The 20,516-nt window shown below is 39.2% G+C and carries 19 protein-coding genes; 17 read left to right on the forward strand and 2 right to left on the reverse strand.

Going from position 1 to position 20,516, the window contains the following annotated elements:
- The 17 genes from QM911_RS01660 to QM911_RS01740 all read left to right on the forward strand — a co-directional run bounded on the left by QM911_RS01660 (position 1) and on the right by QM911_RS01740 (position 17,598).
- Positions 1–714, forward strand: a complete 714-nt coding sequence (locus QM911_RS01660; RefSeq protein ID WP_414312905.1) for an O-methyltransferase — start codon at positions 1–3, stop codon at positions 712–714.
- A 73-nt stretch (positions 715–787) separates the two neighbouring features.
- On the forward strand, positions 788–1,729 hold the full coding sequence (prsA, locus tag QM911_RS01665; RefSeq protein WP_075226892.1) for a peptidylprolyl isomerase PrsA: 942 nt from the start codon (positions 788–790) through the stop codon (positions 1,727–1,729).
- A 272-nt stretch (positions 1,730–2,001) separates the two neighbouring features.
- Positions 2,002–3,213 (forward strand): cell division peptidoglycan polymerase FtsW, encoded by a 1,212-nt coding sequence (gene ftsW, locus QM911_RS01670; protein ID WP_414312906.1) that lies wholly within the window; start codon positions 2,002–2,004, stop codon positions 3,211–3,213.
- Between the two features lie 24 nt (positions 3,214–3,237).
- Positions 3,238–6,063, forward strand: coding sequence for a phosphoenolpyruvate carboxylase (gene ppc, locus QM911_RS01675; RefSeq protein WP_414312907.1), 2,826 nt, complete (start codon positions 3,238–3,240; stop codon positions 6,061–6,063).
- Between the two features lie 435 nt (positions 6,064–6,498).
- Positions 6,499–7,500 carry a tryptophan ABC transporter substrate-binding protein gene (trpX, locus tag QM911_RS01680; protein ID WP_414312908.1) on the forward strand — a complete coding sequence of 334 codons (1,002 nt, stop codon included), beginning with the start codon at positions 6,499–6,501 and terminating at the stop codon, positions 7,498–7,500.
- A 61-nt stretch (positions 7,501–7,561) separates the two neighbouring features.
- Entirely contained in the window at positions 7,562–8,428 is an 867-nt protein-coding gene (locus tag QM911_RS01685) for an ABC transporter permease (protein WP_223140889.1), read from the forward strand.
- Positions 8,425–9,183 carry an ABC transporter ATP-binding protein gene (locus QM911_RS01690; protein ID WP_414312909.1) on the forward strand — a complete coding sequence of 253 codons (759 nt, stop codon included), beginning with the start codon at positions 8,425–8,427 and terminating at the stop codon, positions 9,181–9,183. The genes QM911_RS01685 and QM911_RS01690 overlap by 4 nt, the downstream gene beginning before the upstream one ends.
- A 164-nt stretch (positions 9,184–9,347) precedes the next feature.
- Positions 9,348–9,779: a hypothetical protein gene (locus tag QM911_RS01695; RefSeq protein ID WP_414267827.1), complete on the forward strand. Its 432-nt coding sequence runs from the start codon at positions 9,348–9,350 to the stop codon at positions 9,777–9,779.
- 180 nt (positions 9,780–9,959) lie between these two features.
- A complete protein-coding gene (gene dnaG, locus QM911_RS01700) occupies positions 9,960–11,720 on the forward strand; it encodes a DNA primase (protein ID WP_414312910.1) in 1,761 nt (586 codons plus the stop codon).
- 2 nt (positions 11,721–11,722) lie between these two features.
- The gene (gene rpoD / locus QM911_RS01705; RefSeq protein ID WP_000201894.1) at positions 11,723–12,832 is read left to right on the forward strand and encodes an RNA polymerase sigma factor RpoD; all 1,110 of its coding nucleotides are present in this window, start codon (positions 11,723–11,725) and stop codon (positions 12,830–12,832) included.
- 17 nt (positions 12,833–12,849) lie between these two features.
- Positions 12,850–13,179, forward strand: coding sequence for a metal-sulfur cluster assembly factor (locus QM911_RS01710; protein ID WP_414312911.1), 330 nt, complete (start codon positions 12,850–12,852; stop codon positions 13,177–13,179).
- A 99-nt stretch (positions 13,180–13,278) separates the two neighbouring features.
- Positions 13,279–14,331 (forward strand): glycosyltransferase family 4 protein, encoded by a 1,053-nt coding sequence (locus QM911_RS01715; protein ID WP_414312945.1) that lies wholly within the window; start codon positions 13,279–13,281, stop codon positions 14,329–14,331.
- 8 nt (positions 14,332–14,339) lie between these two features.
- Positions 14,340–15,656 (forward strand): glycosyltransferase family 4 protein, encoded by a 1,317-nt coding sequence (locus QM911_RS01720; RefSeq protein ID WP_414312912.1) that lies wholly within the window; start codon positions 14,340–14,342, stop codon positions 15,654–15,656.
- Positions 15,657–15,682: 26 nt separating this feature from the next.
- Positions 15,683–15,874: a PspC domain-containing protein gene (locus QM911_RS01725; protein WP_301559964.1), complete on the forward strand. Its 192-nt coding sequence runs from the start codon at positions 15,683–15,685 to the stop codon at positions 15,872–15,874.
- A gap of 29 nt (positions 15,875–15,903) precedes the next feature.
- Complete coding sequence (locus QM911_RS01730) at positions 15,904–16,038, forward strand: DUF4044 domain-containing protein (RefSeq protein WP_000863850.1); 135 nt, start codon at positions 15,904–15,906, stop codon at positions 16,036–16,038.
- 75 nt (positions 16,039–16,113) lie between these two features.
- The gene (gene obgE / locus QM911_RS01735) at positions 16,114–17,424 is read left to right on the forward strand and encodes a GTPase ObgE (protein WP_414312913.1); all 1,311 of its coding nucleotides are present in this window, start codon (positions 16,114–16,116) and stop codon (positions 17,422–17,424) included.
- 9 nt (positions 17,425–17,433) lie between these two features.
- Positions 17,434–17,598: a hypothetical protein gene (locus tag QM911_RS01740; protein WP_049502767.1), complete on the forward strand. Its 165-nt coding sequence runs from the start codon at positions 17,434–17,436 to the stop codon at positions 17,596–17,598.
- Positions 17,599–17,633: 35 nt separating this feature from the next.
- Here the strand turns inward: QM911_RS01740 and QM911_RS01745 are convergent, their stop codons facing one another.
- Both QM911_RS01745 and QM911_RS01750 read right to left on the reverse strand, forming a co-directional pair.
- On the reverse strand, positions 17,634–18,104 hold the full coding sequence (locus QM911_RS01745) for an arginine repressor (RefSeq protein WP_414312914.1): 471 nt from the start codon (positions 18,102–18,104) through the stop codon (positions 17,634–17,636).
- Positions 18,055–20,394 carry a Xaa-Pro dipeptidyl-peptidase gene (locus tag QM911_RS01750; RefSeq protein ID WP_414312915.1) on the reverse strand — a complete coding sequence of 780 codons (2,340 nt, stop codon included), beginning with the start codon at positions 20,392–20,394 and terminating at the stop codon, positions 18,055–18,057. The genes QM911_RS01745 and QM911_RS01750 overlap by 50 nt, the downstream gene beginning before the upstream one ends.
- Positions 20,395–20,516 lie beyond the last annotated feature (122 nt).

A 20,516-nucleotide genomic window follows, 5' to 3' on the forward strand; every position in this document is an offset into this window, starting at 1 on the left:
ATGGTAAAGTCTTATAGTAAAAATGCCAATCATAACATGAGACGTCCTGTTGTCAAGCATGAGATTGTTGAGTTCATGCGCCATAGACAAAAACAAGTGACTGGCTCACTCAAGGAATTAGAGAAGTTCGCTCGCAAGGAAAATATTCCCATCATTCCTCATGAAACCGTCGCCTACTTTCGTTTCCTTATGGAAACCATTCAACCAAAAAATATTTTAGAGATTGGTACGGCGATTGGATTTTCAGCACTTTTGATGGCAGAGCATTCACCAAAGTCAAAAATCACCACTATTGACCGAAATCCTGAGATGATTGGTTTTGCCAAGGAAAATTTTGCAAAATTTGATCAATGCAAACAAATCACTCTCTTAGAAGGTGATGCGGTAGATGTCCTGTCAACGTTGACAGAGACCTATGATTTTGTATTTATGGATTCTGCCAAGTCCAAGTACATCATTTTTCTACCAGAAATTCTTAGACACCTCGAAGTCGGGGGAGTGGTTGTCTTGGATGATATTTTCCAAGGAGGAGATATTGCCAAGGATATCATGGAAGTCCGACGTGGACAACGGACGATTTATCGGGGCTTGCAACGACTCTTTGATGCGACTTTGGACAATCCAGGTCTAACAGCAACTTTAGTTCCACTTGGAGACGGAATTCTCATGCTTAGAAAAAATCAAGCAGAAGTAGAACTGCCTGATATTGATTGATTTCAGATATTTTTAAGACAATCTGGTAAAATAGATAAGGTAAACCTTTATTTAGTGAACAAAAGGAGTAAACATGAAGAAAAAACTAATGGCAGGAGCCATCACATTGTTGTCAGTAGCCACTTTGGCTGCTTGTTCAAACAGTTCTGAAGGAACTGACTTGATTAGTATGAAGGGCGATGTTATTACTGAGCATCAATTCTTTGAAGAAGTTAAAAACAATGCGACTGCTCAACAAGTCTTGCTGAATATGACCATTCAAAAAGTTTTTGAAAAACAATATGGTTCAGAAGTTAGCGATAAAGAAGTAGAGGATGCCGTTGCAGAAGAACAAAAGAAATACGGTGATAGCTATCAAACGATTCTCGCCCGTTCAGGTATGACTGCAGAAAGCCGTAAAGCTCAAATTCGTACAAGTAAATTAGTTGAGTATGCTGTTAAGAAAGCCGCTGAAGCTGAATTAACAGATGAAAACTATAAAAAAGCATTTGAAGAGTATACTCCAGAAGTAACGGCTCAAATTATTAAACTTGACAGTGAAGATAAGGCTAAGGAAGTTCTTGCCAAAGCAAAAGAATCTGGAGCTGACTTTGCACAACTTGCAAAAGACAATTCTACAGATGAAAAGACTAAAGAAAATGGTGGAGAAATTACCTTTGACTCTGCATCAACAGAATTGCCAGACGTGGTTAAAAAAGCTGCTTTTGCGCTTGATGTTAACGGAATTTCAGATGTTATCACTGCTCCAGGAACTCAAGCTTATACAAGTAGTTTCTACATTGTGAAACTAACTAAGAAGTCAGAAAAATCTTCAAACTTGGATGACTACAAAGAAAAACTTAAAACAATCATTTTGACTCAAAAACAAAATGATGCAACCTTTGTTCAAGGTGTTATTAGTAAAGAATTACAAGATGCCAACATTAAAGTTAAAGATCAGGCCTTCCAAAATATCTTTACACAATACATCAAAGGCGAAACAACTTCTGACAGCAGCAGTAGCGCCTCAAACTAAGATAGTAATGAACTACCTTCCTCTGTTTGGAAGGTAGTTTTTAAGTTTATAAAATATCAACATTATAGTTTTAAAAGTCCTAGTAACTTAAAACGCTCGATAGATCGGATAAGGGGAACACTCAAGACATTCTAGTCCAGAGTCTGTTTTGAGTAAAATTCGAATGTTTATACTGTAAGAGTTTTTTTCTAGCCTAAAAAATGGTATAATAGCATGTAAAACTAGAAATAATAAGGGAAAATAAAAATATTTTTCCGAAAGATAGGTGACATATGAAAATAAGTAAAAGGCACCTGCTGAATTATTCCATTTTGATTCCTTATTTACTGTTATCCATTTTAGGATTGATAGTAGTATATTCGACAACTAGTGCAACTCTTATCCAAGAGGGGAAAAGCACCTTACAACTGGTTCGAAACCAAGGAATTTTCTGGATAGCCAGTTTGTTTTTAATTGCCTTGATTTATAAATTGAAATTAGGATTTCTGCGAAATGAGCGATTACTCTTTATCGTCATGTTTGTTGAGCTGATACTTCTAGCACTAGCGCGTTTAATTGGGATTCCTGTCAACGGTGCCTATGGCTGGATTAAGGTTGGTCCCATCACGATTCAACCAGCAGAGTATTTGAAAATTATTATTGTCTGGTATCTAGCACAGCGTTTTTCAAAACAACAGGATGAAATAGCTGTATACGACTTCCAAGTTTTAACCCTCAATCAGTGGTTGCCAAGAGCATTTAATGATTGGCGTTTTGTTCTACTGGTTATGATTGGTAGTTTGGCGATTTTCCCAGACCTTGGGAATGCTACCATTTTGATTTTAGTATCCTTGCTAATGTATACCATTAGTGGGATAGCTTATCGGTGGTTCACAACTATTCTGGGCTTACTAGCTGGTGTCTCTATGGTTTCCTTAACAGCCATTCGGATAATCGGTGTTGAGAAATTCTCTAAAATTCCTGTATTTGGTTATGTTGCCAAGCGGTTCAGTGCTTTTTTCAACCCATTTAATGACTTGGCTGGAGCTGGACACCAGTTGGCCAATTCCTACTATGCCATGGTTAATGGAGGATGGTTTGGTCTGGGATTAGGAAATTCTATTGAAAAACGAGGGTATCTGCCAGAAGCCCATACAGACTTTGTCTTTTCAATTGTCATCGAAGAGTTTGGATTTGTAGGAGCAAGTCTTATTCTTGCTCTCCTATTCTTCTTAATTCTCCGAATCATTTTGGTAGGTATTCGAGCAAGGGATCCTTTCAACTCGATGGTAGCAATTGGTATTGGTGGTATGATACTGATACAGGTATTTGTTAATATCGGAGGTATATCAGGTTTGATTCCTTCAACAGGAGTAACCTTCCCTTTTCTTTCGCAAGGGGGGAATAGCCTCTTGGTTCTTTCGGTAGCCATAGCATTTGTATTAAATATTGATGCCAGTGAGAAGCGTGCGCGACTTTTTAGTGAATACGAAGCACAGCTTTAAGACATAGATAACAAGGAGAAAAAAATGTCTCTTCAAAAGTTAGAAAATTATAGTAACAAAACGGTCGTACAAGAAGAAGTGCAAATCTTGACAGATATGCTGGAAGATATCACAAAAAATATGCTTCCTGCTGAAACCTTCGATAAGATTATGCACTTGAAGGAACTTTCTTCAAAACTTGACTATCAAGGGCTAGATAAAGTAGTAACAGGGCTTTCAAATGATGAGATGGTCTACATTTCTAGATACTTCTCTATTTTGCCTCTTTTAATTAACATCTCTGAAGACGTTGACTTGGCTTATGAGATTAACCACCTAAATAATGTTGATCAAGACTATTTGGGTAAATTGTCAACAACTATTAAAATGGTGGCTGAAAAAGAAAATGCTGCCGAGATTCTTGAACACTTGAATGTGGTACCAGTTTTGACAGCCCATCCAACTCAGGTTCAACGTAAGAGTATGTTGGATTTGACCACTCATATCCATACCCTTTTACGTAAATATCGTGACGTGAGAATGGGACTCATTAACAAAGAAAAATGGCATAATGATCTTCGTCGCTATATTGAGATTATCATGCAGACTGATATGATTCGGGAGAAGAAACTAAAAGTAACCAATGAAATCACTAACGTGATGGAGTACTACAATAGTTCCTTCCTACAGGCTGTCCCTAACTTGATGTTAGAGTACAAGCGTCTAGCAAAAGAACAAGGTATTGATCTTAAACAAGCCAAACCAATTACTATGGGAATGTGGATCGGTGGAGACCGTGATGGAAATCCATTTGTAACAGCTGAAACACTTATGCGTTCTGCTACTATCCAAAGTGAAGTGATCTTGAACTATTATATTAGTAAGATTTCTAGTCTCTATCGTACCTTCTCTCTCTCAACGAATTTATCAAAAACTAGTAAAGCAGTTGAAGAAATGGCTGCTCAGTCTGGAGATACATCCGTCTTTCGTGAGAAAGAACCCTATCGTCGTGCCTTTCATTTGATTCAGTCCAAATTGATTCAAACTCTCTTGAATTTAAAAGAATGGTCTGTTGTTGGCTCGTCAGCTGATGAACGTCACCCTGTTGAACGTCTTCTTGCTACTCAAGGGCATCAACAAGGAGTGATTACAGACTATATTAGCAATCGACTTTCAGGAGCTATTCAAGAACTGGCTGAAGATCGCCCACCATTTTATGAAACAGTTGAAGAGTTCAAAAAAGATCTATATACTATTAAGGATTCATTACTTGAAAACAAGGCAGAGTCCTTACTCACAGGTGAATTTGCAGAACTTTTAGAAGCTGTAGAAGTATTTGGTTTCTTCTTGGCTTCTATCGATATGCGTCAAGATTCAAGCGTCCATGAAGCCTGTGTGGCAGAATTGTTGGCATCTGCTGGAATCAATGACCACTATAGTGATTTATCAGAAGATGAAAAATGTGACTTGCTATTGCATGAATTATTAGAAGATCCTCGAATCTTGTCAGCGACTCATGCTGAGAAGTCTGAACTGCTCGAAAAAGAATTAGCTATTTTCAAAACAGCACGTGAATTAAAAGACCGTTTAGGAGAAGATGTCATTCGTCAAACAATTATCTCTCATGCAACAAGCGTGTCAGATATGCTTGAGTTGGCTATTATGCTAAAAGAAGTTGGTCTGGTGGATGCTGAAAAAGCGCGTGTTCAGATTGTTCCTCTCTTTGAAACAATTGAGGACTTGGACCATTCTGAAGAAACAATGAGAAAGTATTTCTCTCTACCACTTGCTAAGAAATGGATTGCTTCTAAAAACAATTACCAAGAAATCATGCTTGGCTACTCTGATAGTAATAAGGATGGCGGTTATCTATCATCTTGTTGGACACTTTATAAGGCCCAACAACAATTGACAGCTATTGGTGACGAATTTGGAGTCAAAGTAACCTTCTTCCATGGTCGTGGTGGTACCGTTGGCCGTGGTGGTGGCCCTACTTATGATGCCATTGCTTCTCAACCGCTCAAGTCCATCAAGGATCGTATCCGTTTGACAGAGCAAGGGGAAGTTATCGGCAACAAATACGGAAACAAGGATGCAGCCTACTATAACCTTGAAATGTTGGTTTCAGCAGCTATCAACCGTATGATTACCAAGAAGAAGAGTGATACCAATACGTCAAATCGCTATGAAGCCATCATGGACCAAGTAGTAGAACGTAGTTACGATATCTACCGTGAGCTCGTATTTGGAAATGAACATTTCTATGATTATTTCTTTGAATCTAGTCCAATCAAGGCGATCTCAAGTTTCAATATTGGTTCTCGTCCAGCAGCTCGTAAAACAATCACTGAAATTGGTGGTCTACGTGCTATTCCTTGGGTATTCTCATGGTCACAAAGTCGTGTTATGTTCCCAGGTTGGTATGGAGTTGGTTCAAGCTTTAAGGAATTTATCGATCAAGATCCTAAAAATATTGAATTCCTTCGTGAAATGTATCAAAACTGGCCATTCTTCCAGTCACTCCTATCTAACGTAGACATGGTATTATCTAAATCAAATATGAATATCGCCTTTGAGTACGCTAAACTTTGTGAAAGTGAAGAAGTACAAGCAATCTACTATACTATCTTGGATGAATGGCAGTTGACTAAGGACGTTATCTTGGCTATTGAAGGCCATGAGGAGCTGTTGGCAGAAAATACTTATTTGAAAGACAGTCTCAACTACCGCATGCCTTATTTCAATATCCTTAACTATATTCAGTTGGAATTAATTAAGCGTCAACGTCGAGGTGAGCTATCTTCAGATGAAGAACGATTGATTCATACAACTATCAACGGAATTGCTACAGGATTACGTAATTCAGGCTGATCCAAGTTAGATTTTATAAAAAACGTGGGAATTTTTGTTAATATTTAAAATATTTCATGAAAACCCTTGACAAGTTTTAGTAAAATGATATAATTTAAGCATTCAGAAAGTAATCATTAAAATTTTTTAGAGAGTCTGTGGTTGGTGGAAACAGATAGGTGGAAGTGATGAAAATTGGGCTGAATGTTATTAAGAATTTGAAATCATAAGAATTCGGTGAGCACACCTTACAGTGCAACTCGTTTTAGCGAGTAAGAGCGATAGGACTAGTTCCTATAATTGAGGTGGCACCGCGCATCGACGTCCTCACACAAGTTTTTTGTGTGAGGACTTTTTCTATGGGGAGGAAAAAATTATGGAAATCAAACGATGGCATCGCTTGAATAAGTGATTGAATAAAAAAATAATAAGGTAAGAAGAAATAAGGAGAAAATTATGAAAAACAAACGTCTACTCGGTATTATCGTAGCATTAGCACTTGTAGTTGGTGGAAGCTTAGTATATTCTGGCTTAACGAAACAAGAAACTAAAACTGAGACAGCTAATAAAACAGCTAAGGTTGGTGTTCTTCAGTTTGTAAGCCATCCGTCACTCGATTTGATTTACCAAGGTATCCAAGATGGACTTGCTGAAGAAGGCTATAAAGGTGACCAAGTTAAAATCGACTTTATGAACTCTGAAGGTGACCAAAGTAAGGTTGCGACAATGAGTAAACAATTGGTGGCAAACGGAAATGATGTCGTTGTTGGTATTGCAACACCAGCAGCTCAAGGTCTTGCAAGTGCAACAAAAGACCTTCCTGTTATCATGGCAGCTATCACAGACCCAATTGGTGCTAACCTTGTACAAAATTTGGAAAAACCAGGTGGGAACATCACAGGGGTATCTGACCACAACCCTGCTGAACAACAGGTTGAATTGATCAAAACATTGACACCTGATGTCAAAACGGTTGGAGCTCTTTACTCAAGTAGTGAAGATAACTCAAAATCACAAGTTGAAGAATTTAAAACTTACGCTGAAAAAGCAGGTTTGAAAGTAGAAACATTCGCAGTTCCATCAACTAACGAAATTGCTTCAACAGTGAACGTTATGACTGGTAAAGTAGATGCAATCTGGGTTCCAATCGATAACACAATCGCATCTGCATTCTCAACTGTAGTATCAAGTAACCAAACAGCTAAAAAACCAATCTACCCAAGTGCGACTGCCATGGTAGAAGCTGGAGGTTTGGCATCAGTCGTTGTTGACCAACACGATCTTGGTGTTGCTACTGGTAAAATGATTGCCAAAGTCTTGAAGGGTGAAAAACCTGCAGATACACCAGTTAATGTCTTCTCAACTGGTAAATCAGTAATCAACAAAAAAGTTGCTCAAGAACTTGGAATCACAATTCCTGAATCAGTTCTCAAAGAAGCTGGTCAAGTAATCGAATAAGAATAAAGGAGGAGTTGGAGACATCTCCTCCAATTTTTAGAATAAAGGAAACGAATCAAACATGCTAATATCTATTATTTCACAGGGATTGGTCTGGGCTATCCTAGGTTTGGGAATCTTTATGACCTTCCGTATCCTGAACTTTCCAGATATGACAACTGAGGGTTCCTTCCCACTTGGAGGAGCAGTAGCAGTTACTCTGATTACACAAGGGGTTAATCCTTTTCTTGCGACTTTAGCGGCTGTAGGAGCAGGTTGTCTTGCTGGTTTAGCAGCTGGTCTATTGTATACCAAAGGAAAGATTCCAACACTCTTGTCTGGAATTCTGGTGATGACTTCTTGTCATTCTATCATGCTCATGATTATGGGACGAGCAAACCTTGGGCTTTTAAATACCAAGCAAATCCAAGATGTTCTTCCATTTTCATCAGAGGTTAATCAATTACTGACAGGTTTAATTTTTGTGACTTTGGTTATTCTTCTCATGCTTTTCTTCCTAGATACCAAACTTGGACAGGCCTATATCGCTACAGGGGATAATCCAGATATGGCTCGTAGTTTTGGTATCAATACAGGACGTATGGAGCTTATGGGCTTGGTCTTGTCAAATGGTGTAATCGCACTTGCTGGTGCACTTATTGCTCAACAAGAAGGTTATGCGGATGTCTCTCGTGGTATCGGTGTTATCGTTGTTGGTCTTGCCAGCTTGATTATCGGTGAGGTTCTCTTTAAGAGTCTTACCTTAGCAGAACGCTTGGTTACTATTGTAGTTGGTTCCATCAGCTATCAATTCTTGGTATGGGGAGTTATTGCTCTCGGCTTTAATACGAGCTACCTCCGTTTGTACAGTGCTCTTATCCTGGCAACTTGCTTGGTAATTCCAACCCTTAAGGATAAATACTTGAAAGGAGTCAAGTTAAGTAAATGACAGCAATTGTAGAATTAAGAAATGCCACAAAAATTGTGACAAATGGATTTGACGAAGAAAAGATTATCCTAAACGATGTTTCACTTGATATTTATGAACATGACTTCATCACAATCTTGGGGGGAAATGGTGCAGGGAAATCAACCCTCTTTAATAGCATTGCGGGAACTTTACCTTTAACCAGCGGTAGCATTCGTATCATGGGCGAGGATGTGACTCATTTCAGCCCTGAGAAACGTGCTAAGTATCTCTCTCGTGTTTTTCAAGATCCTAAGATGGGGACAGCTCCACGTATGACAGTTGCAGAAAACCTCTTGATTGCTAAGTTTCGTGGTGAAAAACGTGGACTTTTTCCGAGAAGACTCTCAGCTTACAAGGAAGAATTTCAAGCAACTATTGAGAAAGTCGGAAATGGTCTAGAAAAACACTTGGATACACCGATTGAATTCTTGTCAGGTGGACAAAGACAGGCCTTGAGCCTCTTGATGGCGACCTTGAAACGTCCTGAACTCCTTTTATTGGATGAGCACACAGCTGCCCTTGACCCTAAAACAAGTGTTGCTTTGATGGAATTGACAGATGACTTTGTCAGCAAGGACCATCTAACAGCATTGATGATTACCCACCATATGGAAGATGCTCTCAAGTATGGAAATCGCTTGATTGTTATGAAAGATGGACAAATCATCCAAGATTTGAATAAGGATGAAAAAGCCAAGATGAAGATTTCTGATTACTATCAACTTTTTGAGTAGATAATTTTTAAATCAAGCATCCTTAAAAACTTAGAAGTAGGCTTTTGCTTCTAAGTTTTTTGGTGAATTTTAAATATTACTGTTTTTTTCTATTCATCAGTTTTACTTTGGAGTATAATCAATATAAGAATCTTAAACATTGATAAAAGTAAGGAGATAAAAATATGGCATACACACAAGAAGATTTTCAAGAATGGATTTTTCAAATTGGATTTAAGATGGACTATTTTACTAGGGAGTTTGCTGAGGAACAAGTCCTTCATTTAGACTATAGCATGCAGTCTTTGGATGATTTGGAGGCTTGGATCTTGGCTCACTACGAAGACCACCATGTTTTGATAGCAGACCGCCAGATGTTGGATTATTTGACCGTTTATATCGGTGAAACCTTCCGTAAGCACCTAGGAGGTAAATGGTTTATTGACCTTAAAAATAAAAAGAATGCCTATTATTCTATGCCTGTATTGACCGACCCATCATATAGAGGAGAAGTTTATATAGCACCTATGACTTTTGCAACGGCTTGTATTAGTAGAAAAGATGGTCAGTATATTAGCAGAATATTGAAAAATAATCTCGAAGATCAAGTGAAATAGGATTTTATTTCTTTTGTTTTTCTTTCAAATATTAGAATGATTTGCTCAGAAGATTCAGTTTTTCATGATAGCTGGAAACTTATGAAATAGTCTCATGTAAAGTGTATGAAATGGTTTACTTTTTTTCAGAAATAAGCTATACTAGTTAGAGTAAACTGTGATAAAATGGAGGTATTGTTTATGGTTGACAAGAGACTCATCGAAGAGATCAAAAACAATACCAATATTGTCGAAATCATAGGAGAAGTGATTTCTTTACAAAAATCTGGACGGAACTTTTTAGGGCTCTGTCCTTTTCATGGTGAAAAGACCCCTTCCTTTAACGTGGTCGAAGATAAGCAGTTTTACCACTGCTTTGGATGTGGTCGTTCTGGAGATGTTTTTAAGTTTATTGAGGAGTATCAGCAAGTAACTTTTGCGGATGCGGTGAGGATATTAGCTGAGAGACTTGGGATTCAGATGGCAGCGCCTGTTCAAGGTTCTGTACAGCCTAGGTCTCCCCATCAAAATCTCTACGATATGCATGAGAAAGCCGCTCGTTTTTATCATGCCATTCTCATGACGACTAAGATGGGTGAAGAGGCGAGAAACTATCTCTATAAACGTGGCTTAACAGATGATGTTCTCAAGCATTTTATGATTGGTTTAGCTCCAGCAGAACGCTCTTATCTATATCAGCGTTTAGCAGATGATTATAGTGAGAAGGACTTGCTGGATTCGGGTTTGTTTTATCTATCTGAGAGTAACCAATTCTTTGATACCTTTCATAATCGCATTATGTTTCCTCTTTCAAATGATCAAGGAAAGGTGATTGCCTTTTCTGGTCGTGTATGGCAAGAGACTGATTCTCAAACTGGAAAGTATAAAAATAGTCGAGCGACGGCAATTTTTAACAAAAGTTACGAATTATATCATTTGGAGAGGGTAAAAAAAGGATCGGGCAAGGCTCCTGAAATCTACCTGATGGAAGGGTTTATGGATGTCATTGCGGCTTATCGTGCTGGTATTGAAAATGCAGTTGCTTCTATGGGTACCGCACTGACGAGTGAACATGTGGAGCATCTGAAACGCTTTACCAAAAAAGTGATCGTCACCTATGACGGAGATAAGGCTGGGCAAGCTGCGACGGCTAAAGCCTTGGACGAGCTTAAAGATATACCTGTCCAAGTAGTCCAGATTCCTGACGCGATGGATCCGGATGAATATTTGCAGAAAAACTCTCCTCAAGACTTGGCTTATCTCTTAACCAATACACGCATTAGTCCTGTTGAGTTTTACATTCATCATTTCAGACCTGAAAATAGTGAAAATCTACAAGCTCAAATTGAATTTATAGAGAAAATTGCTCCCTTAATCGCCAAGGAACCATCTATCACAGCTCAGAATTCCTACATTCACATTTTGACGGATCACTTGCCATCTTTTGACTATCAGCAAGTCGAACATATTGTCAATGAAAGTCGTGTCAGACAGAGAAAGGAGAAGGTCAAGGAGACCTATAGTCCGAGTCCTGTCACCATGTCTGTCACAAAGCAACTGACAGCAGTGATGAGAGCGGAGGCCCATATCCTCTATCGAATGATGGAACATCCTTTGGTGCTCAATGACTACCGCTTAAGAGATGACTTTATTTTTGAAACTCCAGAGTTTCAGACCTTGTATGGACTCTTGATTGATAATGGAAGTATCTCGTCTGAGGATTTGGCTCATCAGACTAGAGAAGTGGAGAGTGCTTGGTATCAAGTCCTAGCCTTAGATTTGCCACCTGAGATGTCCCCTCACGAGTTAGCTGAAGTGGAAGAGTCTCGAAAAAGAGCTCTTTTGAATCAGGAAAATCTGCAAATTAAAAAGAAAGTTCAGGAAGCTAGCCATGTCGGTGATACAGACACCGCATTAGAAGAGCTAGAACGCTTAATTGCCAAAAAAAGAAGAATGGAGTAAGAATGGCAACAAAACAAAAAGAAGTAACAACCTTTGACGTCCAAGTAGCGGAATTTATTCGCAATCATAAAAAAACTGGTACGGCTACAGATGACGAAATCAATAACGCCCTCGTAATTCCCTTCACTTTAGATGTGGAAGGTATTGAGAATCTTTTGCAACGTATTCAAGATGCTGGTATCTCAATTACGGACAACGAAGGAAATCCAAGTGCGCGTGTTTTGAGCACTGAGGAAGAACCAGAGTTGACTGATGAAGATTTGATTGGTTCAACCTCAGCTAAGGTCAATGACCCTGTTCGTATGTATTTGAAAGAAATCGGGGTTGTTCCTCTGCTTACAAATGAAGAGGAAAAAGAATTGGCCCTTGCAGTTGAAGCGGGTGATATCGAAGCTAAACAACGCCTTGCAGAAGCGAACCTTCGTTTGGTAGTATCTATCGCTAAACGTTATGTTGGACGTGGAATGCAGTTCCTTGACTTGATCCAAGAAGGAAACATGGGCTTGATGAAGGCCGTTGATAAATTTGACTACTCTAAAGGGTTCAAATTCTCAACTTATGCGACTTGGTGGATTCGTCAAGCTATTACTCGTGCCATTGCTGACCAAGCTCGTACCATCCGTATCCCAGTTCACATGGTGGAAACCATTAACAAGCTTGTTCGTGAACAACGTAATCTTCTTCAAGAGTTGGGACAAGATCCAACTCCTGAACAAATCGCTGAACGCATGGATATGACACCTGACAAGGTTCGTGAAATTCTCAAGATTGCCCAAGAGCCGGTTTCTCTTGAAACACCAATTGGTGAAGAGGATGACAGCCACCTTGGTGATTTTATCGAGGATGAAGTGATTGAAAATCCAGTGGACTATACAACTCGTATCGTCTTGCGTGAGCAGTTGGATGAAGTGTTAGACACATTGACTGACCGTGAAGAGAATGTCTTGCGTCTCCGCTTTGGTCTTGACGATGGGAAAATGCGTACCTTGGAGGATGTTGGTAAAGTCTTTAACGTAACGCGTGAACGTATTCGTCAGATTGAAGCCAAAGCTTTGAGAAAACTTCGCCAGCCAAGTCGAAGCAAACCACTTCGTGATTTCATTGAAGATTAAGTTGAGGGAGAGTGAAGATGGCTTACACAGAAGAACAAATCGAAAATATCAAAACACGTATTTTGACAGCACTAGAAGAAGTGATTGACCCTGAATTGGGGATTGATATTGTCAATCTAGGCTTGATTTACGAGATTCGTTTTGATGGCGATACAGGTGAGACTGAAATTGATATGACCTTGACAACCATGGGTTGTCCCTTGGCAGATCTTTTAACTGACCAAATCTATGATGTTATGACAGATGTTCCAGAAGTTACTAACGTTGAAGTCAAATTAGTATGGTATCCAGCTTGGACAGTTGAGAAAATGAGCCGTTACGCTCGTATCGCTTTAGGTATCAAGTAAGTATATTATGAAAAGAGAAATAGTGTAGACGCCAGGAATTCCCAGCTTTTATGCTATCTCTCTTTTTATTTGCTGATTTTATTTGAAGAAAATGGTATAATGGTTACTATGGAAAAAGAGAAATTACGCATCAACATGCTAAGTTCAAGTGAAAAAGTGGCAGGCCAAGGTGTGTCTGGCGCTTACCGTGAACTGGTGCAGCTTTTAAAACGAGATGCGAAAGACCAACTGATCGTAACTGAAAATCTTCCAATCGAAGCGGATGTTACTCATTTTCATACGATTGATTTTCCTTATTACCTCTCGACCTTTCAGAAAAAACGTTCTGGTCGTAAGATTGGCTATGTTCACTTCTTACCGGATACCTTGGAAGGTAGTTTGAAGATTCCATTCTTCTTAAAGGGGATTGTCAAACGCTATGTATTTTCTTTTTACGACCGAATGGAGCATCTGGTTGTTGTCAATCCTAGCTTCATTGAGGATTTGGTTGCTGCTGGAATTCCACGTGAAAAAGTGACCTATATTCCTAACTTTGTCAACAAAGAAAAATGGCATCCACTTCCTATAGAGCAAGTTGAACAACTTCGTAAAGATATGGGAATTGATGAGAATCAGTTTGTAGTCGTTGGTGCAGGTCAGGTTCAGAAGCGTAAAGGAATAGATGACTTTATCACTCTAGCTGAGGAATTACCTGATATCACTTTTATTTGGGCTGGTGGCTTCTCTTTTGGGGGAATAACCGATGGTTATGAACGCTATAAAAAGATTATGGATAACCCTCCTGAAAATCTAATTTTCCCAGGGATTGTTGATCCAGAAAGGATGAGAGAATTCTATGCCTTGGCTGATCTTTTCTTGCTTCCAAGTTATAACGAGCTCTTTCCAATGACTATTCTAGAAGCTGCGAGTTGTGAAGCACCCATTATGCTTCGTGATTTAGATCTTTACAAGGTCATTCTTGAAGGAAATTACAGACCAACAAGTGATGTAGAAGAGATGAAAGAGGCTATCTTGGAATACCGAGAGCATCCAGAAGCGTTGAAAGAGTTGAAAGAAAAGGCTAAGGCCATTTCAAGAGAATATTCAGAAGAGCATCTTCTTGAAATCTGGCTAAAATTCTATCGGGAGCAAGCAGCTTTAGGAAAAAAATGAGGTAGTATATGCGAATTGGATTATTTACAGATACTTATTTCCCGCAGGTCTCGGGTGTTGCGACCAGTATTCGAACCTTAAAAACAGAACTTGAAAAGCAAGGGCATGCCGTCTTTATCTTCACGACAACCGATAAGGATGTCAATCGTTATGAAGACTGGCAGATTATCCGTATCCCTAGTGTTCCTTTCTTTGCCTTTAAGGATCGACGTTTCGCCTATCGTGGATTTACAAAAGCTCTTGAGATAGCAAAACAATACAAGCTGGATATTATTCATACACAGACTGAGTTTTCTCTTGGTTTATTAGGGATTTGGATAGCGCGTGAGTTGAAAATCCCTGTTATTCATACCTATCATACCCAGTACGAAGATTATGTTCACTATATCGCTAAAGGGATGTTGATTCGTCCAGGTATGGTCAGGTATCTTGTAAGAGGCTTCCTTCATGATGTTGATGGCGTGATTTGTCCGAGTGAAATTGTGCGTGACCTTTTATTTGACTATAAGGTAAAAGTTGAAAAGCGTGTTATTCCTACAGGGATTGAGCTAGCCAAGTTTGAACGACCTGAGATTGGACCAGAACATATCGCAGACTTACGGGTTAAACTAGGTATTAAGGAAGATGAAAAGATGCTTCTTAGCCTTTCACGTGTCTCTTACGAGAAGAATATTCAAGCCGTTCTGGCAGCATTTCCAGATGTTCTAAAAGAAGAACAAAATGTTAAATTAGTCGTAGCTGGAGATGGTCCTTATCTGGAAAATCTCAAGGAGCAAGCATCAGATTTACAGATTCAAGATTCTGTTATTTTTACAGGGATGATTGCCCCAAGTGAGACCGCACTTTACTATAAGGCTGCTGACTTTTTTATCTCAGCTTCAACTAGTGAGACGCAAGGCTTGACCTATCTTGAAAGTCTTGCAAGTAAGACTCCGGTGATAGCTCATGGAAATCCCTATCTTGATAACCTCATCAATTATAAAATGTTTGGAACTCTTTATTATGAAGAGAGAGATCTAGCAGGGGCTATTTTAGAAGCTTTAATTGCAACTCCAAAGATGGATGAGAAACTTTTGGCTGAAAAATTGTATGAAATTTCAGCTGAGAATTTTGCTAAGAGAGTTCATGAATTCTATCTAGATGTTATTATTTCAAATAATTTTGAAAAAGAATTGACTGCAGATGAACCTGTTACGAAACGCATTTTAAAGACAGTATTTTATATACCACAACAAGCAGTGTCTATGCCGGTCAAGGGTTCAAGACGTATGTTGAAAGCTTCTAGAAAACAGTTGAGTCATTTAAGAAAATATTTGAACGATTAATCGAATCAAAGAAAGGAAATAAAAATATGAAAAAGAAATTTATGAGAAGTGGTAGAGATCAAAAAATCGGTGGTGTCTGCGCTGGTTTAGCTAATTATTTTGATATTGACCCTACAATTGTACGTGTGGTTTGGGGAGTTCTAGCTTTCTGTTATGGTGCTGGACTAATTGCTTACTTGATCTTGTGGGCAATCGCTCCTGTATCAGATGAATTTTAAGATTAGAGTATTATAGTAAAGGAGAAAAAATGGCATTTGGTGATAATGGGAAACGTAAAAAAACTTTCTTTGAAAAACTAACAATGTTTGTCGTTTTGATTATGTTATTTGTAACCCTAGCAGGTATCTTTGCTACAGCCATCGGTGTATTTAGCAGATTTTAAAATGCTAGATTTTCTAGCAAGTAGTAATAGTTGGTGACTGGGATTTCCCAGCCCTTTTTAGAGTGAGAAAAGAATATGAGTATGTTTTTAGATACAGCCAAGATCAAGGTCAAGGCTGGAAATGGTGGCGATGGGATGGTTGCCTTTCGCCGTGAAAAATACGTCCCTAATGGCGGTCCATGGGGCGGTGATGGAGGCCGTGGTGGTAACGTTGTCTTTGTTGTAGATGAAGGTTTACGTACCCTGATGGACTTCCGTTACAATCGTCATTTCAAAGCCCAATCGGGTGAAAAAGGGATGACCAAAGGAATGCATGGTAGAGGGGCAGAAGACTTAATTGTTCGTGTACCTCAAGGGACAACTGTGCGTGATGCTGAGACTGGAAAAGTCATCACTGACTTGATTGAGCACGGCCAAGAGTTTATCGTTGCTCACGGTGGTCGAGGTGGTCGTGGAAATATCCGTTTTGCAACACCAAAAAATCCCGCTCCAGAGATCTCTGAGAATGGAGAACCTGGTCAGGAGCGCGAATTACAGTTAGAACTTAAAATTCTTGCTGATGTTGGTTTGGTTGGATTCCCTTCAGTTGGAAAATCAACTCTGCTCAGCGTAATTACCTCTGCAAAACCTAAAATTGGTGCCTACCACTTTACCACGATTGTACCAAATCTTGGTATGGTCCGTACCCAATCAGGTGAGTCCTTTGCAGTGGCAGACCTCCCTGGATTGATTGAAGGTGCTAGTCAAGGCGTGGGCTTGGGAACTCAGTTCCTTCGCCATATTGAGCGTACTCGCGTTATCCTTCACATCATCGATATGTCAGCCAGTGAAGGTCGCGATCCTTACGAAGATTATCTAGCTATTAACAAAGAGTTGGAATCTTACAACCTTCGTCTGATGGAGCGTCCCCAAATCATTGTTGCTAATAAGATGGATATGCCAGAGAGTCAGGAAAACCTTGAAGAGTTCAAGAAAAAATTGGCTGCTAATTATGATGAATTTGAGGAATTACCGCCAATCTTCCCAATATCAGGTTTGACCAAACAAGGTTTAGCACCTTTATTGGACGCAACGGCTGAACTTCTTGATAAGACCCCAGAATTCCTTCTTTATGATGAGTCAGAAATGGAAGAAGAAGTTTATTATGGCTTTGATGAAGAAGAAAAATCATTTGAAATTAGTCGTGATGATGATGCAACTTGGGTACTTTCAGGTGAAAAACTCATCAAACTCTTTAATATGACTAACTTTGACCGTGATGAGTCTGTCATGAAGTTTGCTCGTCAGTTGCGTGGTATGGGAGTTGATGAAGCTCTCCGTGCCCGTGGCGCCAAGGATGGAGATTTAGTTCGTATCGGTAAGTTTGAGTTTGAATTTGTGGACTAGGAGATAGCTATGGGAGATAAACCGATATCTTTCCGTGATGCTGATGGAAATTTTGTTTCTGCAGCAGATGTCTGGAATGAGAAGAAGTTAGAAGAACTCTTTAATCGTCTCAATCCAAATAGAGCTTTGAGACTTGCAAGAACTAAAAAGCAAGCTGAAAATAACAAATCATAAAATAAACCCGTGATGAAAGTCATCTCGGGTTTTTGTTACCGATCAAAAAATAGAGGTGGTGCAAATTGTTTGAGGCGTTTAAAGCAAGATTGAGCTTGCTCCTTATCCTCGCAGATAACCAAACAGACATCATTTCCACAGATAGTAGCGACTATTTCAGGAAAGTTTAGCGCGTCCAAGATAGATCCGAAGGATTGTGCCAAACCTGGATAGGTTTTGATAACAACTTGGTGTTGGACGGGTTGCATCATGTAGAGGGCTTCCTCCATATAGACTTCTAGCCGTTTTTCCCACTTGGATGTAGAGCCAGTGTTGATTGAATAATAGGAGTGTTCACCTTCACGAATCTTAGAAAGATTCATCAGGTTGATGTCTCTTGAAAGTGTTGCTTGTGTGACCTGTACTCCGTTTTCAATCAGTAGTTCTTGTAATTCAGTTTGGGTATGAATTTTTTGTTTAGTGATTAGGGCTCGGATGAGTTGGTGTCTTTGCTCGGCTTTGTTCATCTACAGTTACCTCCCTTTGAAAAGGTATCTCAAGATTGGACTGTGCAAGATCGACAGTCAAGTGATAGTCTGTATTGTCACGTACAGTAATCTCAAAGTCTGTTGTGTAAAGAACGAGACGTACTGTATCGCCTTCTTTTAGTTTGTAAATAGTTGGTTGGAGTTCAAATTGGAATTCCATCCATTCATCTGGATTGACTTCTTCAATTTTCAATAAATCATGACGATTTTGAAGATTGAGATAGCCTTTGGTGATAACACGCTGTGCATTTGGGCTAAATGGTAGTTCGCAAAGGTTTTCAAGCATATGGTAACGGCCATTATCAATCGTACGAGCAGCCAAAACTCCTGGATATGGTTGTAGGTATTTCTTTTGACCAAGTTCGAGAAGTTGGGCAGATAGTAAGCCTTTGTTTGTACTTGATTTGAGACGGAGGTTTAGTTTAACACGCCCATTGAGATGAAGGTCTTCCGTCACTGGCAGGTCAATGGTTACCTGATTGACTTTCCCTTGATAGAGTTCATTGTTAAAGGTTTGGTAGGTCTTTCCAAAACGTTCAAAGTCTGAGTCTTGATAGTGGTTTTGAATGACAGCTTCTTCAGTACCTAATGAGAAAGTTTTGTGGTTGGTTTGATTTCCAAAATCTTCAAGAGTCATCCATGTTTGAGGAGCTGTATTGTCTTGCCAAACGACTCTTGGAAGTTGGTAATCAGTTTCCTGCCCCAATAATTTCTGCGTCAAAAGAGCATTCATGGATTCACGGAAATCAATAGACTGCCAGTTGTTCATATAAACATGGGCACCGTTATGATAAAAGAGATGTTTCTTAATATTGCTTGGAAGAGCATTGAACATTTGATAGACATGAAGTGGTTTTACATTCCAGTCTTGTGAACCGTGTGTAAAAACAACTTCAGCCTTAACTTTTTCAGCATTGAGTAGGTAGTTTCTGTCATGCCAGAATTGGTTATAATCCCCAGTTTTACGGTCTAGATTTTTCTTGAGTTCTTCTATAGAAGCTTTATGAGCCTCGTTTCCACGGATATAGTCACCAGCTAAGAGATTACGAGAATAAGTTAATTCATCTAATGAATCGAAGTCCTCCCCAGGATAACCACCTGGGCTTGTCACAAGACCATTTTCACGGTAATAGTTGTACCAAGAAGAAATTCCTGCTTCAGCAATAATGACTTCTAAACCATCAACTCCTGTAGTGGCAAGACCATTAGACATTGTTCCTAGATAAGAAAGACCAGTAGTGGCAACTTTTCCATTTGACCAGTCAGCCTTGACCTGACGTTCACGACTATGGTCTGTGAAGGCACGGCAACGACCATTGAGCCAATCAATAACATTTTTATAGGCTTCAACTTGGCGGTAATCTCCGTTGGTCATTTGACCTTGAGAATCCTTGGTACCAAGACCAGATACGTATATATTTGCAAATCCTCTTGGAAGGAAGTAGTCATTGAGTGTGTAGCTGCTATTGATATGAGTGAGTCTTTCTTCAGCTTCTGAAACAAGTTCAGCTTCTCCAACAGGTTCAACCAAGTCTAATGTTGGTTTTTCTAGAGAAATTTCATGCGGTTCCTTGACTTCTAGCTCAGCTTCCATTTTGTAAAGAGCTTTATCGCTTGCTTTATCATTGGTTCCTTGATGGTAAGGACTTGCCGTCATAACAGCTGGAATTTTGCCATGATAAGATGGACGGATAATATTTACCTTGATAAGATCTGGCAGTCCATCATTATCAGAATCAATACGACTTTCTACATAAACAACTTCCCGAATAGCATTGTTTGCAGAGAAGGTTGCCAAACTCTTGCCATTGAAGTAGTGGTAATCATTTTCCTCAGGGATAAGACCGTCGCTAACCAATTGATCGATTAAGGTATTTCCCTTTTTAGTGCGCGTGTTAAGGAATTGATAGAGATTGTCAATCAAATCTCCGTATACAATTGGGAATGCTGTTTCTTTATGAAAAGCAAGACCATCTTCAAAGTCTGTCAAGTAACTGAAACCAAGCAACTGAAAGGCAACAGTATAGAAAATTTCTGCAGTTAATTCACGATCAGAATTGAAGAAAGTGAGAAGATCAGTTTCTTTATCAACAGCTAAAGTTGAGAGGGGATAATCCGTATTTTTGTAATTGAAAAAACAAGTTCTAACAAAAGTTTCAAACAGTTCTTTATCAGAATTTGATTGGTCAAGCTTGAATCCAAGGCTGGATAATTCCTGTAAAGCTTCTTTCTGGCTTACAGGATAGTAACTGAATTGATTAAAACGCATAGATGCCTCCTTTGAAGAATCATTAAATTTATTATATCAAAAAAGTAGGGAAAATGATAGGATCAGCTGGTTTGTAAAGGCTGAATTGCTAATTTTCTAACAGAGTTTAAGAGAGTGTTTTA

Origin of the sequence: Streptococcus infantis, assembly GCF_047460825.1 — a bacterium.
GTDB lineage: Bacteria > Bacillota > Bacilli > Lactobacillales > Streptococcaceae > Streptococcus > Streptococcus infantis_V.

Bases quoted from the DNA above. Each gene is read 5' to 3' on its own strand.
- QM911_RS01660 (WP_414312905.1), top strand. From the start codon at position 1: ATGGTAAAGTCTTATAGTAAAAATGCCAATCATAACATGAGACGTCCT.
- prsA (WP_075226892.1), top strand. From the start codon at position 788: ATGAAGAAAAAACTAATGGCAGGAGCCATCACATTGTTGTCAGTAGCC.
- ftsW (WP_414312906.1), top strand. From the start codon at position 2,002: ATGAAAATAAGTAAAAGGCACCTGCTGAATTATTCCATTTTGATTCCT.
- ppc (WP_414312907.1), top strand. From the start codon at position 3,238: ATGTCTCTTCAAAAGTTAGAAAATTATAGTAACAAAACGGTCGTACAA.
- trpX (WP_414312908.1), top strand. From the start codon at position 6,499: ATGAAAAACAAACGTCTACTCGGTATTATCGTAGCATTAGCACTTGTA.
- QM911_RS01685 (WP_223140889.1), top strand. From the start codon at position 7,562: ATGCTAATATCTATTATTTCACAGGGATTGGTCTGGGCTATCCTAGGT.
- QM911_RS01690 (WP_414312909.1), top strand. From the start codon at position 8,425: ATGACAGCAATTGTAGAATTAAGAAATGCCACAAAAATTGTGACAAAT.
- QM911_RS01695 (WP_414267827.1), top strand. From the start codon at position 9,348: ATGGCATACACACAAGAAGATTTTCAAGAATGGATTTTTCAAATTGGA.
- dnaG (WP_414312910.1), top strand. From the start codon at position 9,960: ATGGTTGACAAGAGACTCATCGAAGAGATCAAAAACAATACCAATATT.
- rpoD (WP_000201894.1), top strand. From the start codon at position 11,723: ATGGCAACAAAACAAAAAGAAGTAACAACCTTTGACGTCCAAGTAGCG.
- QM911_RS01710 (WP_414312911.1), top strand. From the start codon at position 12,850: ATGGCTTACACAGAAGAACAAATCGAAAATATCAAAACACGTATTTTG.
- QM911_RS01715 (WP_414312945.1), top strand. From the start codon at position 13,279: ATGGTTACTATGGAAAAAGAGAAATTACGCATCAACATGCTAAGTTCA.
- QM911_RS01720 (WP_414312912.1), top strand. From the start codon at position 14,340: ATGCGAATTGGATTATTTACAGATACTTATTTCCCGCAGGTCTCGGGT.
- QM911_RS01725 (WP_301559964.1), top strand. From the start codon at position 15,683: ATGAAAAAGAAATTTATGAGAAGTGGTAGAGATCAAAAAATCGGTGGT.
- QM911_RS01730 (WP_000863850.1), top strand. From the start codon at position 15,904: ATGGCATTTGGTGATAATGGGAAACGTAAAAAAACTTTCTTTGAAAAA.
- obgE (WP_414312913.1), top strand. From the start codon at position 16,114: ATGAGTATGTTTTTAGATACAGCCAAGATCAAGGTCAAGGCTGGAAAT.
- QM911_RS01740 (WP_049502767.1), top strand. From the start codon at position 17,434: ATGGGAGATAAACCGATATCTTTCCGTGATGCTGATGGAAATTTTGTT.
- QM911_RS01745 (WP_414312914.1), bottom strand. From the start codon at position 18,104: ATGAACAAAGCCGAGCAAAGACACCAACTCATCCGAGCCCTAATCACT.
- QM911_RS01750 (WP_414312915.1), bottom strand. From the start codon at position 20,394: ATGCGTTTTAATCAATTCAGTTACTATCCTGTAAGCCAGAAAGAAGCT.